General features: G+C 62.2%; 16 protein-coding genes. 11 read left to right on the plus strand and 5 right to left on the minus strand.

Annotated features, from left to right (window positions below):
* From B2W55_RS23845 to pip, 5 genes are all read left to right on the plus strand, one after another.
* On the plus strand, positions 1-459 hold a 459-nt coding region (locus B2W55_RS23845; RefSeq protein WP_291532289.1), incomplete at its 5' end, for an MBL fold metallo-hydrolase.
* Positions 460-479: 20 nt separating this feature from the next.
* Positions 480-1,235: a pyrroloquinoline-quinone synthase PqqC gene (pqqC, locus tag B2W55_RS23850; protein WP_029878905.1), complete on the plus strand. Its 756-nt coding sequence runs from the start codon at positions 480-482 to the stop codon at positions 1,233-1,235.
* A gap of 10 nt (positions 1,236-1,245) precedes the next feature.
* Positions 1,246-1,554 (plus strand): pyrroloquinoline quinone biosynthesis peptide chaperone PqqD, encoded by a 309-nt coding sequence (gene pqqD / locus B2W55_RS23855; RefSeq protein WP_024579915.1) that lies wholly within the window; start codon positions 1,246-1,248, stop codon positions 1,552-1,554.
* Entirely contained in the window at positions 1,551-2,771 is a 1,221-nt protein-coding gene (gene pqqE / locus B2W55_RS23860; RefSeq protein WP_024579914.1) for a pyrroloquinoline quinone biosynthesis protein PqqE, read from the plus strand. The genes pqqD and pqqE overlap by 4 nt, the downstream gene beginning before the upstream one ends.
* A complete protein-coding gene (pip, locus tag B2W55_RS23865; protein WP_024579913.1) occupies positions 2,761-3,735 on the plus strand; it encodes a prolyl aminopeptidase in 975 nt (324 codons plus the stop codon). The genes pqqE and pip overlap by 11 nt, the downstream gene beginning before the upstream one ends.
* Positions 3,736-3,769: 34 nt before the next feature.
* On the opposite strand, the gene B2W55_RS23870 is transcribed toward pip, so the two are convergent.
* Positions 3,770-4,477, minus strand: coding sequence for a L,D-transpeptidase family protein (locus B2W55_RS23870; protein WP_024579912.1), 708 nt, complete (start codon positions 4,475-4,477; stop codon positions 3,770-3,772).
* 1,482 nt (positions 4,478-5,959) lie between these two features.
* Here B2W55_RS23870 and B2W55_RS23875 point away from each other — a divergent pair.
* The 3 genes from B2W55_RS23875 (at position 5,960) to B2W55_RS23885 (ending at position 8,377) form a co-directional block, all read left to right on the plus strand.
* Positions 5,960-6,499, plus strand: a complete 540-nt coding sequence (locus B2W55_RS23875) for a GNAT family N-acetyltransferase (protein ID WP_157817309.1) — start codon at positions 5,960-5,962, stop codon at positions 6,497-6,499.
* Positions 6,500-6,706: 207 nt separating this feature from the next.
* Positions 6,707-6,979, plus strand: a complete 273-nt coding sequence (locus B2W55_RS23880; RefSeq protein ID WP_024579910.1) for a hypothetical protein — start codon at positions 6,707-6,709, stop codon at positions 6,977-6,979.
* Between the two features lie 789 nt (positions 6,980-7,768).
* Positions 7,769-8,377 carry a hypothetical protein gene (locus B2W55_RS23885; protein ID WP_024579908.1) on the plus strand — a complete coding sequence of 203 codons (609 nt, stop codon included), beginning with the start codon at positions 7,769-7,771 and terminating at the stop codon, positions 8,375-8,377.
* A 328-nt stretch (positions 8,378-8,705) separates the two neighbouring features.
* Here B2W55_RS23885 and aroE read toward each other — a convergent pair whose 3' ends face one another.
* Both aroE and B2W55_RS23895 read right to left on the minus strand, forming a co-directional pair.
* Complete coding sequence (gene aroE / locus B2W55_RS23890) at positions 8,706-9,524, minus strand: shikimate dehydrogenase (RefSeq protein WP_024579906.1); 819 nt, start codon at positions 9,522-9,524, stop codon at positions 8,706-8,708.
* Between the two features lie 109 nt (positions 9,525-9,633).
* On the minus strand, positions 9,634-10,812 hold the full coding sequence (locus B2W55_RS23895) for a DMP19 family protein (protein ID WP_024579905.1): 1,179 nt from the start codon (positions 10,810-10,812) through the stop codon (positions 9,634-9,636).
* 171 nt (positions 10,813-10,983) lie between these two features.
* On the opposite strand from B2W55_RS23895, the gene B2W55_RS23900 reads away from it, so the two are divergent.
* From B2W55_RS23900 to B2W55_RS23910, 3 genes are all read left to right on the plus strand, one after another.
* A complete protein-coding gene (locus tag B2W55_RS23900; protein WP_024579904.1) occupies positions 10,984-11,892 on the plus strand; it encodes a LysR family transcriptional regulator in 909 nt (302 codons plus the stop codon).
* Positions 11,893-11,993: 101 nt separating this feature from the next.
* Positions 11,994-12,884: an NAD-dependent epimerase/dehydratase family protein gene (locus B2W55_RS23905; protein WP_024579903.1), complete on the plus strand. Its 891-nt coding sequence runs from the start codon at positions 11,994-11,996 to the stop codon at positions 12,882-12,884.
* Positions 12,885-12,887: 3 nt separating this feature from the next.
* Complete coding sequence (locus B2W55_RS23910) at positions 12,888-13,205, plus strand: DoxX family protein (RefSeq protein WP_024579902.1); 318 nt, start codon at positions 12,888-12,890, stop codon at positions 13,203-13,205.
* A gap of 179 nt (positions 13,206-13,384) precedes the next feature.
* Here B2W55_RS23910 and B2W55_RS23915 read toward each other — a convergent pair whose 3' ends face one another.
* Both B2W55_RS23915 and B2W55_RS23920 read right to left on the minus strand, forming a co-directional pair.
* Positions 13,385-14,578: a DUF1501 domain-containing protein gene (locus tag B2W55_RS23915; protein ID WP_024579901.1), complete on the minus strand. Its 1,194-nt coding sequence runs from the start codon at positions 14,576-14,578 to the stop codon at positions 13,385-13,387.
* 14 nt (positions 14,579-14,592) lie between these two features.
* The coding region (locus B2W55_RS23920; protein WP_291532290.1) for a DUF1800 domain-containing protein at positions 14,593-15,463 on the minus strand (871 nt) is incomplete at its 5' end.

Here is a 15,463-nt window from a genome sequence, read left to right on the forward strand (position 1 = left end):
GTGCTGCCGTTCGAGGTTCCCGGCAAGGGCGCCTGGTATCTCGAGGGCAAGGCCCATCCGGCAGGCGCCGACGGCGTCGGCGACACGCTCGGCCTGCGTATAGCGGACAAGCAGAGCGGCAAATATTTCTACTTCCTGGCCGCCTGCGCCCGGGTGACCGACGATCTCAAGGCGCGGCTCAAGGACGCGCCGCTGGTGTTCTTCGACGGCACCGTATGGCGCGACGACGAGCTGATCGCGGCGGGGCTTGGCAACAAGACCGGCCAGGGCATGGGACATATCGCGATGTCGGGCGATCAGGGTGCGATCGCCAGCCTCGCCGGTCTCGACATCGGACGAAAAGTGTTTTTGCATATCAACAACTCCAACCCGGCGCTGCTTGGGACCTCGGCCGAGCGCAAGACGGCCGAACAGGCGGGCTGGCAGATTCCTTCAGACGGAACGGAGATCGTGCTGTGAATGTCGTGCCCACAAGCGGAATGACCGCGCTCTCGATCGGCAAGGGCATCACGCTCGACAGCGCCGAGGCGATGGAGGCTGTGCTGCGCCAGATCGGCGCGACGCGCTACCACAGCCTGCACCCGTTCCACCGCCTGCTGCACGGCGGCAAGCTCAACAAGGGCCAGGTCCAGGCCTGGGCACTGAACCGCTATTACTACCAGAGCACGATCCCGCTGAAGGACGCGATGGTGATCTCGCGCTTCCGCGACCGCAACACGCGGGTCGAATGGCGCCATCGCATCGAGGATCACGATGGCGATCTCGGCACTGAAGGCGGCATCGAGCGCTGGCTCAAGCTCACCGAAGGCCTCGGCCTCGACACGGCTTACGTCGAGTCCACCGAAGGCATCCTGCCGGCGACGCGCTTCGCGGTGGAGGCCTATGTGCATTTCTGTCGCGACCGCACGCCGCTGGAGGCGATCGCGTCGTCGTTGACGGAATTGTTCGCGCCGAACCTGCACGAGGAGCGCATCTCGGGGATGCTGAAGCATTACGACTTCGTCAACCCCGACATCATGAGCTATTTCAGCCGCCGCCTGACCCAGGCGCCGCGCGACGCCGGCTTCGCGCTCGACTACGTCAGGCAGCATGCGAAGACGCCGGCCGAGCGCGAGGCTGTGTGCAACGCGCTGATCTTCAAGACCAACGTGCTCTGGGTGCAGCTCGACGCGCTGTATCACGCCTATGTCGACGGCCAGATTCCGCCCGGCGCCTTCGTGCCGAAGGCGAGTTAGGGATACGATCATGGCGAGCCGCAACATCAGCGTCAGCGAGACCAGCCGGCCGAAATTGCCGCGCCATGCCAAGCTGAAATTCGACGAGACGCGGCAGGTCTGGGTGATCCTGGCGCCGGAGCGCGTGCTGGCACCGGATGAAATCGCGGTCGAGGTGCTGCATCTCTGCGACGGCGTCCGCAGCGTCGCCGAGATGGTCGACCAGCTCGCGGAAAAATACGCCGCGCCGCGCGAGGCGATCGCAACCGACGTGATCGCGATGCTGCAAGACCTGGCCGACAAGGGCTTCCTCACCGAAGCGCGCGAGAGCACGGCATGACTGACACGCTCGCCGACAACAAGACAATGACAGCAGGCCCGACCGACGGGCTCGCGGTGCTGGAGCAAACGCGCTCCGCGGCCGAGACCTACGGCATCCCGCTCGCGGTGCTGCTCGAGGTCACCCATCGTTGCCCGCTGCAATGCCCGTATTGCTCCAATCCGGTCGAGCTCGACCGCGGTTCGACCGAGCTCACTACGGACGAGTGGAAGAAGGTGCTGAGCGAGCTCGCCGAGCTCGGCGTGCTGCAAGTCCATTTCTCCGGCGGCGAGCCGACCGCGCGCAAGGACATCGTCGAGCTGGTGCAGCATGCGAGCGATGTCGGGCTGTATTCCAACCTGATCACCTCGGCCGTGCTGCTGACCAGGGACAAGCTGTCGGCGCTGGCCGATGCCGGGCTCAGCCATGTCCAGATCAGCTTCCAGGGCAACGAGCCCGAGGTCGCCGATCGCGTCGCCGGCCTGAAGGACGCGCACAGCAAGAAGCTCGAGGTCGCGAAATGGACCCGCGAGCTGGAATTGCCGCTCACGGTGAACGCCGTGATGCACCGGCAGAACCTGCATCAGTTGCCCGACATCATCCGGATGGCGGTCGACCTCGACGCCGACCGGCTCGAAGTCGCCAACGTGCAGTATTACGGCTGGGCGCTGAAGAACCGCGCCGCGCTGATGCCGACGATCGAGCAGATCGAGGAGACCAGCCGGATCGTCGAGGAGGCGCAGGCGCGCCTGAAGGGCACGCTGGCGATCGACTATGTGGTGCCGGACTATTACGCGCTGCGGCCGAAGAAATGCATGGGCGGCTGGGGCCGCCAGTTCTTCAACATCTCGCCGGCCGGCAAGGTGCTGCCGTGCCATGCGGCCGAGAGCATCACCGGGCTCGACTTCGAATCCGTGCGCTCGAACCATTCGATCGCCTGGATCTGGCAGAATTCGGAAGCCTTCAACCGTTATCGCGGCACCGGCTGGATGCCGGAGCCGTGCAAATCCTGCGAATTCCGCGAGGTCGATTTCGGCGGCTGCCGCTGCCAGGCCTTTGCGCTGACCGGAGATGCCGGCAACACCGACCCAGCCTGCGCGCTGTCGCCGCGGCACGAGGAGATTTTCAAGCAGGCCGAGCGGGAAGCCGCCGGCACGCAGAACCGTTTCCTGTATCGCAACTTCGCCGGCGGCACGCTGGAGACGGACCAACACCAGGACAATCGCAATGGCGCCTGACGCCGACGCCGGCAAGGCCGCCCGACGCGCCGATCCCTTTGCTCCCCTGACGTCGGAATGGCTCGATGTCGGCGACGGCCACAACCTGCACGTCGAGAGCGTCGGGCGCGAGGGCGGCATCCCCGCGGTCTATCTGCATGGCGGCCCAGGCAGCGGTTGCCAGCCCGATCATCGCCGCCTGTTCGATCCCGAGCGCTTCCATGCGGTGCTGTTCGACCAGCGCGGCTGCGGCCGCAGCCGGCCGAAGGGCAGCCGCGACCACAACACGACGCAGCATCTGATCGCCGACATGGAGAAGATCCGCGAGCGGTTCGGCTTCGCGCGCTGGGTGGTGGTCGGCGGCTCCTGGGGCGCGACCTTGGCGCTGGCCTATGCGCAGGCCCACCCCGAGCGCGTCAGTGGCTTGGTGCTGCGCGCGACGTTTCTCGGCACGGCCGAGGAGCTGGAGGACGTCTTCCTGCGCGCCTTGCCGCGCTTCTATCCGGGGCTTTACGAGGACTTCCTGAACTTCCTGCCGGCCGACGAGCGCGCATCGCCGCTGGCCGCCTATTATCGCCGCATCCTTTCCCCCGACGCAGCCGTGCATGTGCCGGCCGCGCGCGCCTGGCACGACACCGAACGCACGCTGTCGGAGCATACGCCGAAGCAGACGCGGCTCGATCCGGCGAACACGACGGGCGCCCTGCCCTCGACGCCGTTCATGGAGGCGCATTACTTCGCCAACAATTGCTTCATGCGACCGCACCAACTGATGGAGGACGCCGGCAAGCTCGCCGGCATTCCCGGCATCATCGTGCAGGGCCGTTACGACCTGCTCTGCCCGCCCGCGACCTCACATGCGCTCGCCGCGCGCTGGCCGGGCAGCGAGGTCCGCATCATCGATGGCGCCGGCCACATCCTCTACGATCCCGGCATCCGCAACGCCGTGATGAAGGCGATCGCGGATCTGGCGGCCAGGCAATGACCGGGGCGCCCGGATCGGCGGCCGACACCGTTGCCTATGCCGGCAGCACGATCACCTTGGTCTTGACGGGCGTCCGCGCATAGAGGTCGAGCATGTCCTGGCTGAGGAGGCCGGTACAACCGCTCGTAATGCCGTTCCCGATCGTTTCGGGGTCACTGGTGCTGTAGATCGTGTAGAGCGTGTACACCCCGTTTTGATAGAGGTAGAGCACGCGGGCACCGAGTGGATTGTCGAGACCTCCCGGCATGCCACGCGCATATTTGCCCGCCTCCGGCTGGCGCGCGATCATCTCCTTGGGCGGCGTCCAGGTCGGCCATTCGGCCTTGCGCCCGACATAGGCATCGCCGCTCCACCGGAACCCATCGCGACCGACATTGGCGCCATAGCGGGTCGCGTTTCCATCGCCTTCGATGCGGTAGACATAGTATTTGCCGGGATCGACGATGATCGTACCGGGCGCCTCAGCGCTGTCGTACTTCACTGTCTTGCGGAAATATTTCGGATCGACCTTGCTGACATCGACCGCAGGGATCGGGAATTTCTCGTCGGGCACGGGCCCGTAGATTTTCTGCGCCTCGGCCATGCTCATGTAGTCGGATGCGCAACCGGAGAGGCCCAGCGCGGCGAGACCGGCAGCGGAGCCGAACAGAAACGCCCGGCGGTTGACAGGCCGCGAGCGATGACCAGGCAGAGCCCCTTCCCCCATCGCGCCGGCGTCGGCAATTCCACGGTCCATCAACATGATGTCGGATTTCCCCTTGTCCCGTTGTATGCCCGGACGAGACTTTGCCATACCGCAGGAAGGTGGAGAAAACGTTCTTCGTCAGGCGAGGTTGAAATCTCCTTGACCAATAGGCGGCTCTGTGAAACTCGCCCGAGAACAATGCGAGAACTCGCTTCTTGGATACGGCGGACCTGACTGCGCCAATACGTTTGATGGTGCCGGCGGCGACGATCTGATCGCCAATCCGAACCTGCTACCCGCGCATTGGCTCTGGCACGCACGACTTCGCCAGCAATCGCTTCATGCGACCTCACCAATTGATGGACGAAACCGGCAGCAGGTAGCCCGCATGAGCGAAGCGATATGCGGGACTTGCCTTGCGAGTTGCGTGTCGATCCCCGATGTCGCTTCGCTCATCCGGGCTACGCTTGCTGAAGTCCGGCCTGTCCGTCGGCATGTCGGCGAGTTGGGTTTGATTGGAGTTCCCGAACACAAGGCTTCCCGGTGCGACGAGGTCATCGATGGCTCGAACCTCGATACGACCGCCCGACCCAGGGATTCGTTGCAACCCTCAGTAGCGAGCTTCGGAATTTTCGGGTAGGTATTAAGATGTGGTACACATTGGGACGGGCCGTCCGTCCTTGGAAGGACATGGTCATGAGAATGTCGTCACGTGTTGTCGCGCCCTCAGCCGTCGCTTTCTTCTCGGTCGCCGCGTTGCTTTGCAGCCCGGCATCGTCGCAAACCGCACCAAGCACCGCCCCGCTTCCGAGCATCTCGGTCGAAGCCCCGAAGCACGTGGCAAGGCCAAGCCGACCCGAGCGGGTGGCACACGCGGTGGTGTCTCGCCGCAGTTCGTCGGTCCGTCAGACGCCATCGGTCGACGACGGCACGCCCACGGGTGGATCAGGCCCACCATTGGCCAGAATTGCCGCGCTGGAGAAGGTTGCCAGCAATTGCAACGGTGGTTGCGAGTCAAGCCTCCCCCACGGCGGCATGCCTTGGGTCGGGTGTAGCGAGTCGGCTGGAGGGTCACATGGAATTGGAGCCTTCTCGATAACGTGCAGAGACAACCTCACCTACAAATCCTACGTGGACTGCGTCGAGACCAAAGTGTTCCTGGGCGAGTATCCAAATAAAGCCCGCTGGACTTGCAGCAGCCTGCAAATTGCCGGGAAGTTCAGAGTCGCCGAACTCAGGCGACCAAAGCGTCCGCACTAGCTAGAGCGGGACGAGTTCTGGCTGAAGCAGTTCGCTTGCTGCCTCGGTCCACCACCTCTCTCGAAGGGAGAGATGGTGGACGCGCATGGTGCGTTTCATTTTCGGGGGTATTTTTGTTCCGGGGTACACTACTCAGAACGCCCGGCATATTTCCGCGTGTCGCCTGACGGTCAACCGATCCCTATCGCGCATCGGCAAGATCGACGCAATTGCCCCCCAGGGGCCATTCTCGACCGCATGCTATTGAGAGAGAGACCGAAATCCTACGGCGAGAAAATCGTGGTGGAATCCCTTGAATTGTTGACCGAGCGGTTGCGGTTGAGGACGCCTCAAATCGATGATGCGGACGCAATCCAATCGATGGTGGCCGATCCACGTGTTGCACTCACCACCGCCTCGATCCCACATCCCTATCCAGAAGGCGGAGCTAAAGGCTTCATCCTGCATGTCCGAAAGTTGGCGAGCCGCGATAGACGCAATCTGGTGATCGTTCTTCGTGAGGGTAACGAGTTGATCGGAATGGTGGGATATCAGACCAAGGACCTGGAGTCGGAGCTCGCTTACATGGTGTCTCCAATCCATTGGGGATTAGGATATGCCAGCGAAGCCTGTCGCGAGATCATCGCCCACATCTTCAACGCTACGGAAGCCAAGGCAGTCGTTGCTCGGGCGATGGCTGACAACAAGGCTTCTGAAGCTGTACTGCGCAAGGCAGGCTTGCGATGGCAGCGCGAAATGCCCGTAGAGCTTCCAATACGATCCGGTACTTTCATAAGTTCATTTTGGCGCCTCTCTCGCGAGGAATTCCAAAACCATTGATGCGTATTGGTGCTTCCATCGCAAGTAGCCCGCATCAGCGAAGCGATATGCGGGAACTTCTCTGCGAGTTGCTCGTCGACCCCGGATATCGCTTCGCTCATCCGGGCTACGCTTGCTTACGATCCATTGCAGACCTCGCCTTGCGTTGGCCCGCGGGTCGCGTTCTACGAGACGATGGAACACCCGCTTTGTCGATGTGGAGATTAAATGTCGCAAGAAACCATTGCAGCGGCTGGCAATACCGCGGTCCCGGCGTATCTCCTGCTCAGAGCACTTGGATACTCGGTCGATCGCATTGATCATGACGGTGAGGAGCGCTGGATAGCGAAGCGAGGATCGCTTCAGCTTTTGGCCGATGACCCGCTTGAACTCTTGGGTCTTTGTTCGTTGCGGAGCGAGCGAGGTCTGTATTGGCAGGCAAGTGATAACGAAATCGACGAGTTTATGGCGCGGTTCTATCCGCCCGCCGCGGTGACATGATCATGCACATACACAATGGTTGCATGTGGCCCATAGCTGACGATCTGCGTAATAATCGGAAAGGTCGCCTTTTCGAGGTGAACGGGAAATCTCGCGGCTCGCCCGCCATGATCGGCTCTTGACCCGAAGCGGAAATCGAACGGACGCTTGATCTCCACAACGATCTGTAAATGCCCACATTTTGTGATTGGATGACTGTCCGAACCAGGGCACTACGCATGATTTTTCGAAACGGCAAAATTTTTCTGCGAACACTCGTGCGATACTTGTGGAATGAAATTTTCGAGGCCCTGTCGCGGAGATCGTCGTATCTCAGCACCTTCCAGGAAATCGATCTGACGCACGGGGTATACTTCCTTGTGTCCGCCCGAGAAGCGGAGGCCAGGTTGATGTCGGTAGGCCCCGATTTCGAGATGTCGGTCGCGCTGTCAATCGATGAAGCCAAGCGGATATTCCGATCAATCGAGCGCGCGTATGATGATCGAGAACTGGTAGAGATTAAGCTCGGCGATTTGTCATGGAAGACGGACTGTCGGGTCCGATCAAATCCCGACAAGGTCACGGTCTCTTTCAAACGTGGTTGGGAGAGAACGCGCGTGGACGCCAGGCGACAAGACTTAGCAACGGCAATAGCCATGTCTAACAGGTTACTCCCCACCGAATAGATACGGGCGGGTCAGCAAGTAGCCCGCATGAGCGAAGCGATATGCGGGAATTTCTCTGCGAGTTGCTCGTCGATCCCGGATGTCGCTTCGCTCATCCGGTTGCTGCATCGATAAGGTAAGTCATATGAATGGCATCTCCATAACCAGAAATCCTGCGTTATACGGTAACGCAATTGGGCTCATAGCGCTCGTGCCAGGATGTATCCTGACCGTCCTTCGCGGCAGTGAAATCCTATTGCTGCCTCGCTCGATTATCGAATTGATCTTCCCTTTGAGCGTTCTCCCCTTTGAGTCTGCGTTGATAGCGACTTTACTCGAATGGAATCCCCGTCTCGGGGTGCTTGCGACCGATGGCGACCAGCCAGGTATCTTTGTTCAGCAGATTTTTTCTGTGTCGTTCGTAGTCATGTTTTCTGCTGTGCTGATACTGACCATTCAATCACTTGCGGATGCTCTCTACCCGGAGGTTTTCCAGCAAACGATACCGGGCTTTCTAAAAGGCCTGCTGGTGTTTGAACTGGTCCGTATTGGCTTGATCTATGTGCTGCTCGTCGATCAGAGGACGTTGAGTACTACGCTTCCGAGCGTTCGCCTCGCGTTTAGGTTTCTCGTTTTGATTGCTCCATTCGGAATGCCCCTCTTCACGTGTCTTGTGGGGATCTCGATCTGGCTCTTTATTTTAACAACCGCGGGCCCATTCGCCGCTTCAATGTGGCGTAGCTTCATGGACTAAGAAACGTAGACGAGCGTGAGATTGAGTTTGAAATTCTTCGCCCGAAGCGAATACAGGCTCGCGTCTTCTACATCCGTAACGAAGGGCGCATATATTCGCAGGATGCGCTTTGAGCAGTTGGTCAAGGCGGACAACTGCGTTCCCACGCCATAGCCTAATTGGCCGACCTGATATCCGCTTTGGGTCATTTGCAGATCATAACCAGGAACTGGTCAGCAAGTAGCCCGCATGAGCGAAGCGATATGCGGGACTTGCCTTGCGCGTTGCATGTCAATCCCGGATGTCGCTTCGCTCATCCGGGCTACGCTTGCTGACCCAAAGCCGACATTCACGTCAATGGGACAGTCAGTTTGGCTATAACCTCGGCTGTCGCCGGTCTTACCCCGCGCCACCAAGCGAAAGCCTCGGCGGCTTGCTCGACGAGCATGCCGACGCCGTCGCAAACTCGGGCGACGCCCGATTCGCGGGCAAGGCGCAAGAATGGGGTCAACCCATAGGCGAGTTCGTAAGCGAGCGAGGCATTCCTGAAGAGGTTTTCTGAGATCGGGAGAACTTCGCCCCGCAACGCCGCCGACGTGGCGTTGATCACGACGTCATAGCGTTTCGCATCCTTTAGTCTGTCATAACCGCTCGCGATGACCGAGCCATACGAGCCGAAGGCTTCGGCGAGCGACCGCGCTTTCTCAAACGTCCGATTCACGATCACAAGCTCTGCCGGCCTAGCTTCCAAAAGGGGTAGCAAGGCGCCGCGCGCTGCACCACCTGACCCCAATAGTAAAACGCGCTTGCCTTGCAGGGGAATGCCTTGGTTGTATTCGATATCACGCAACAGGCCGACGCCGTCAAAGTTGTCAGCCTCGACGACATCGCCAACGAAGGACATCGCATTGGCGGCCCCCGCAAGACGTGCGCGATCGCGCAGCTTGGTCGCATAGGAAAAGGCATCGAGCTTGAACGGTGCGGTGATGTTCAAGCCGCGTGCGCCCTTGCGGCGGAAGGAATCTACCGCTGCCGCGAAGCCCCCTTCGGGAGCCTCGATCGCCATATATTCGAGCTCTTGGCCGGTCTGCCGTGCGAATGCACGATGGATCATAGGCGACTTGGAGTGGCCGATGGGATTGCCGATGACGGCGTATCGATCAGTCATGGTCAATTTGCCTTTCTGCCAAAGCAAGTAGCCCGCATAAGCGAAGCGATATGCGGGACTTACCTTGCGAGTTGCGTGTCGACCCCGGATGTCGCTTCGCTCATCCGGGCTACGCTTGCTGCATAGACTCACTGCCGCGGCGAGCCTGAGCCTGATGGGCGGCAATTTCGTCTTTGGCGACGGCGAGAAGCCGGACGTCAGCGGCGTCGAGCAAGACTGCACCATCGAATGCGGTGCGGACGATCAGATTGTGTGAGCCTACGCGCGCGATGAAAGTTGCGCTATCGCCTTCAATCTTCCAGGCCGTAAGAGCCGGGTGCCCGACCTTGGTCGTCACGTAGCCGGCTCGCAGCATCACGAGGTCAATCGCAACGGCGGCATTGTTGCGATCCGAAGCGTCGACAAAGCTCTGCACCATTTGCGCGCTGACGCTCGCGAGCTGTCTGCCGGCAGTGCGAACTCGGCTCTTTGAAGCCGCATCCTGCACTGTCTCGCGTAGTATTCCGCCGCTGTCGTGCACGATAGCGTAGCGTAAGCCCTTGTCAGTGGTCACCCCCCACTCAACCACCGCCTGCCCCTCGAATTTGATGTAACGTCCTGCATTGATTCTGATCTTGATGTCAGGCTCGACCTCTACCGCCCCACAGGCCACAGCCACGGTGGCCTGTAGCTTGTCGGTGAGATTGAATGAGTTCTGCGCGGTAGCACGCCAGATGCGGCGAATTTCGAAGTTGGGGTTTTGAGCCGCCAGTGCTTTCAGCCGCTCCCCATAGCGTTCGCCGTCAACGATTTCGAGCTTCGACCAGTTCGCAATCCAGCGAGCGGCCAAGTCAGTGATCGACGCGTGCTGCTCGGCTTCGTAAAAACGCGTGTCAAGGGCATCGAGGTCCCCGGCTCTGCTGCTGAAGCCGTCCTGTGCGGTTGCTGCCTCGGGATTTGCGATGATCCAGTCGTTCAGCTCCGCGAGCGTGCGATATTGTTCTTCGGCGCCTATCGCTTTGAGGCCCGGCAGCGCGTACTGGATGTTTGTACTGAGGCTCTGACCAGAATTGTGAACGAACTGGCTATGCCCGCCATTGTTGACCTGCGCCAAATAGTAGTCGGCGCAGTAGATACCCAGAATTTCGGGCGGAAGCTCGTGATCAGCGTACTGGCAGGCAGTCCGAATGTGGTTTGTAAACTCCACAATCGCCCGAGGTGCGTCGTAGCTCTCTCCGCCCAAGGACGACTTGGGCACCATTGCGCCCGTGAGCCGGCCGCCAATGAACTTTACTTCTTGACCAGCCATTTAATTGATGCCCCCGCTGCTCGCCCCGACCCTAACGATAAGCGACCATTCGGTAAACCTTGGATTGACCAGAAGCATGCGTCAGCAATTGGCCCTTAGCCGACATCAACTGCGGTGCGCCTGACCTATCGCCGCTATCCCCGTTGAGCGCATCCGCTTATGATCGGGCGCATGGACATAACAGGCTTCGACCTCAACCTGATGAAGGCCTTTGATGCGCTGTACGCGGAGCGTCACGTGACGCGCGCCGGATCGCGGATCGGCCTCAGCCAGTCGGCGATGAGCGGAGCACTCACACGCTTGCGCGAGCTGCTCGGAGACGAGCTCTTCGTGCGAACGCCGTCAGGCATGCAGCCGACGCCCCGCGCCCATGACCTTGCGGGTCCCGTCTCGGATGCGCTCCGGCTGCTCCGGGGCGCGCTACAGGCCGACAGCTTCGACCCGGCGACGGCCGACAACACCGTCACGCTGGCGATGAGCGACTATGCGGCGTTCGTCCTGCTGCCGCCGCTCATGGCCCGGCTCAGCAGCGATGCCCCCCACATCAACGTGCGGGTCTGCGGGATATTCGGACGCGACGAAGCCATCACGCTGCTCGACAGCGGCGAGGCGAACCTCGCGATCGGTTTCCCCGTCGAGACGTCGGCGCGCATCATCAGCAGCCCGCTGTTCTTCGAGAGCTTCGCCTGCGTCGTGCGCGAGGGACACCCGGCGTTCGCAGGTGGTCCAAGCCTCACGGCCTTCGCAGCGGCGCCGCATCTTCTGGTCTCTCCGGAAGGCGACCGCTCCGGGATCGTCGACCTGAGGCTTGCCGATCTCGGCCTCGAACGGCGCGTGGTGCTGAGCCTGCCGCAATTCCTGGCCGCCCCCTTCGTGATCGCCGGAACCGACCTCGTCGCGACGCTGGCCTCCCGGATCGCACGAAGGTTCGTTGATACCGGAGTTGGTATCGCGATGTACGATCCGCCGCTCGAACTGCCCACCTGGCCGCTCCATCTGATGTGGCACCGGCGGGCGGATACCCATCGGGCGATCGCCTGGCTGCGCGACATCATCACCAAAGTCGCCGCCTCGGCCTGACGCCATCGGCGCGATCGATAGCGCCACATCAGGACTCGCGATTTCCATCCGCATCGCCGTTCCGCTTTGTTGGCTTCACCTGATTTGAAGAGGTGATCGACATGCGGGTTTTGGTAACGGGCGCGACGGGCTTGATCGGCGGTGCGGTCGCGCATCGATTGAAGGAGCGAGGTCATGACATCGTGGGGCTCGCCCGCTCGGAAGCGAGCGCGGCCAAGCTGCGCGACCGCGGCTTCGTGGCGGAGATGGGTGAACTCGCCGACCCGGCGGGCCTGGCCGCGGCGGTGCGGGGCGTGGACGCCGTCGTCCATGCCGCTTCGCCCAACGACCAGAACGCGGCGTCGCTCGACGAGATTGCGACGCGTGCAATCCTTGAAGCCCAGCGCGGAACGGGTCAGCGCTTCATCTATACCAGTGGCAGCCTGGTCTACGGCTCCACGGGCGACACGCCGGCCACCGAGGACACCCCACTGAACCCGGTCGAAATGGTCCGCTGGCGCGAGGGGCTGGAACGCGAGATCCTCGCGGCCACAGCCGAAGGCGTCCATCCGGTCGTCGTCCGCCCGGCCTGGGTCTATGGCAACTGGGGTGGCGCCGCGATGATGATGGTCGCAGCGGCCAAGGACCATGGCGCGGCACTTCATGTCGGTGACGGTCAAAATCGCTGGTCGACCGTGCATGCCGAGGACCTCGCCGATCTCTATGCGCTTGCGCTCGAACGCGCACCGGCGGGATCCGTCTTTAACGGCGCGCACGGTTCGGCGCCGCGGCTCGTCGAGATCGCACACGCGGCGAGCGAGCTGGGCGGTGCCGGCGGCCGCGTAGCGGCGTGGCCACTCGACGAGGCGCGCAAGGTGCTCTGGGGCTTCGCCGACGCGATCGCCTCCGATCAGGTCATCTCGGGCGAGAAGGCGAAGCGCGAACTCGGCTGGAATCCCTCGCGGGCATCGATCATCGACGAGTTGCACGCCTATGCGCTGGCGGTCGCCTGAGCCATGCAGATGATATTCATCAGGCTGCTCGCCGCCGCCTTCGCCAGTGCCGGTCTGTTCAATGCGATCGCGACATCGACGAATCGGAGCAACTTCGTCCGATGGGGGTATCCCGCGTGGTGGTGCCGGGTCACCGGCGGATTGGAAGTATCAGCCGCGATCCTGGTCGTGATACCGGCAACCCGTACGGCAGGCCTGGTCCTCTGCGCCGTCATTCTCGCGGCGGCCGCCTTGACCGTCCTGCGACATCGGGACTTCTCCCATCTCGCACCGATCGGTTGCTTTGCGGCCTTGCTCGTGATGGCGAGCTGGATGTCGTGACAGATCGGCGGCTTCCGCGCGCTTGGGGAAGCCGCCGATCCATGCGGCCACCATTTCAAGATTTCTGTATAATGGAAGAATGCCGCTGATTTGCCCGACATGTCAAGCTGCCATGTCGCACACCGGCAGCCGGCGGCTGCTTTGCATGGGGTTGTTTTCGATATTTTGCCAGCGCCGGTTCAGACCAGGCTCAGATCCTTCGGCTTGATGCCGGTGAAGATGCGCTCGAGGCTCGCCTGTTGCAGGCCGTAGACATGCTGGATCAGGCCGGAGAAGAACGCCCGGTAATCGGTCAACACCGGAAAGTCGCGGTTCTGGAACAGCGTCGCCTGGCTGACCTGGACCTGCTCGCCGGCCATGCGCCCGCCATTGATGCCGCCGCCCATCACCCAATAGACGCTGCCATGGCCGTGATCGGTGCCGCGGTCGCCGTTCTCGCGGAAGGTGCGGCCGAACTCGGAGATCACGACCACGACGGTGTCGCGCCACATCTGAGGCCCGATCTCTTCCGAGAAGCCGGCGAGACCCCGGCCCAGTTCGCCGAGACGGTCGGCGAGATAGCCGGTCGCCGCGCCCTGGTTGACATGGGTGTCCCAGCCGCCGACATCGACGAAGCCGAGGTTGAACTGCTCGCGCATCAGGCGGCCGATCCGCCGCGCCGACAGCTCGAAGCCGCGCGGCGACACCGCGCCGCGATTGGCCGCCATCATCTCCTCGGAGACCGATTTGTAGACGTCGTCGCGAACGCGAAAGCCCTCCGACACCGAATTGGCGAGATCGCCCTTGCCGTACATCTCCCTGATCAGCCGCGCCTGGCGGTCGTCGACGCCCGGCTTGCTGACGCTGGCGATGCCGGTGTTCGGGATCTGGTTCTGGCCGCGGAAGATCAGCGGCAGCTGGTCGGTGAAGGAGATCGGCTTCACCCGCGTCAGCTCGCTCGCCAGCCGGCTCATGAAGCCGGAGCGGTAGTCGCGGCTGCCGCCGACCGCCTGCCCGAGCTCGATCGTGTCCTGGGTTTCGAAATGGCTGCGCGAGAGGTCGTCGCTGGTGCCGGCAAACGGCACGAAGGCGATCTCGCGCTTGGCCCACAGCGGATAGATCGAATCGCGCAAGCTCGGATGCAGTCCCCATCCGGCGTCGAGCGAAAGCGCCGCATTCGGGTTGCCGACATCGGGCCGCGCCACCGCCAGCGTCGGGCGCGAGGCGTAGTAGAACTCGCTGCCGACGGGCACGATCACGTTGGCGGCGTCGTAGGCGCCGCGCAGGAACACGACGAGCAGGCGCGCGTCGGTCGCCGGCGCCGCCCAGACCCGGCCGGCGACGGTGAGCGAAGCGGAAGCAGCGAAGGCCTTGATCAGTTCGCGGCGGTTCATGGCGAACCTCCCTTTCAGTGCATGAATTCCGGTGACGACAGAAACAGCGTATTCCAATCCTGCGGCGAGACGGCCTGATCGAGCGCGGCGAGCGTGGTCGGACTCAGCGACTGCCTGATGTTGCTGAAGTAGAGCCCGTTCATCACCAGCGGGAACGCCGGCTGGTCGACCGCATTGGGCTCGTTCGGCTTGAACAGCCCGGCCGATCCGGAGCCGATCGCGCGCGCGATCTCGAAACGCAGCATCATCTGCCCGGGACCGTTCCAGGCTGCCGACAGCATCGAATAGCCGTCGGGCGTCTCGTGATTGAACAGGCCCTCGGACAGGCGATTGAGCCAGCCCTGGATCGGCAGCGTGTTGAGGATCACCTTGTTGTCATAGGCGAGCCGCACCGACGACGTCACGTAGAGCATCGGGTCCTTGAACTTGCCGGCGCCCTTCAGGCTCGCGGCGAATTCCGGCGCGTGAACCAGCGTCGACATCACGGCCGCGATATCGCCGTCGGTCTTCTGGAAGGTCTGCGCCATGTGCTGCACCAGCGCGTCGGGCGGATTGTCCGACACGAAATAGGTCGCGAGCTGCTTCGATATGTGCGTGGCGGTCGCCGGGTGGCGGCAGAGGATGTCGAGGGCCTCGTCGACCTCGGCAATGCCGCGGCCCTTGATCTGATGACCGAGGAAGGTCTTGTCGCCGTAGTCGTGGCGTGCCGGATTGAATTCGAACGCGCCCTCGCGGACCAGCTGGGATTGCAGCTCGGGCTTCAGCTTCGGATCCTCCGGCTTGAAGTCGATGCCGACGCCAGTGAGGATGCGCGCCAACGCCTCGACATCGGCCTGGGTATAGCCGGAGCCGACGCCCATGGTGTGCAGCTCCATGATCTCGCGG

Origin of the sequence: Bradyrhizobium sp. UBA2491, from assembly GCF_002341725.1 — a bacterium.
Classification (GTDB): Bacteria; Pseudomonadota; Alphaproteobacteria; order Rhizobiales; family Xanthobacteraceae; genus Bradyrhizobium.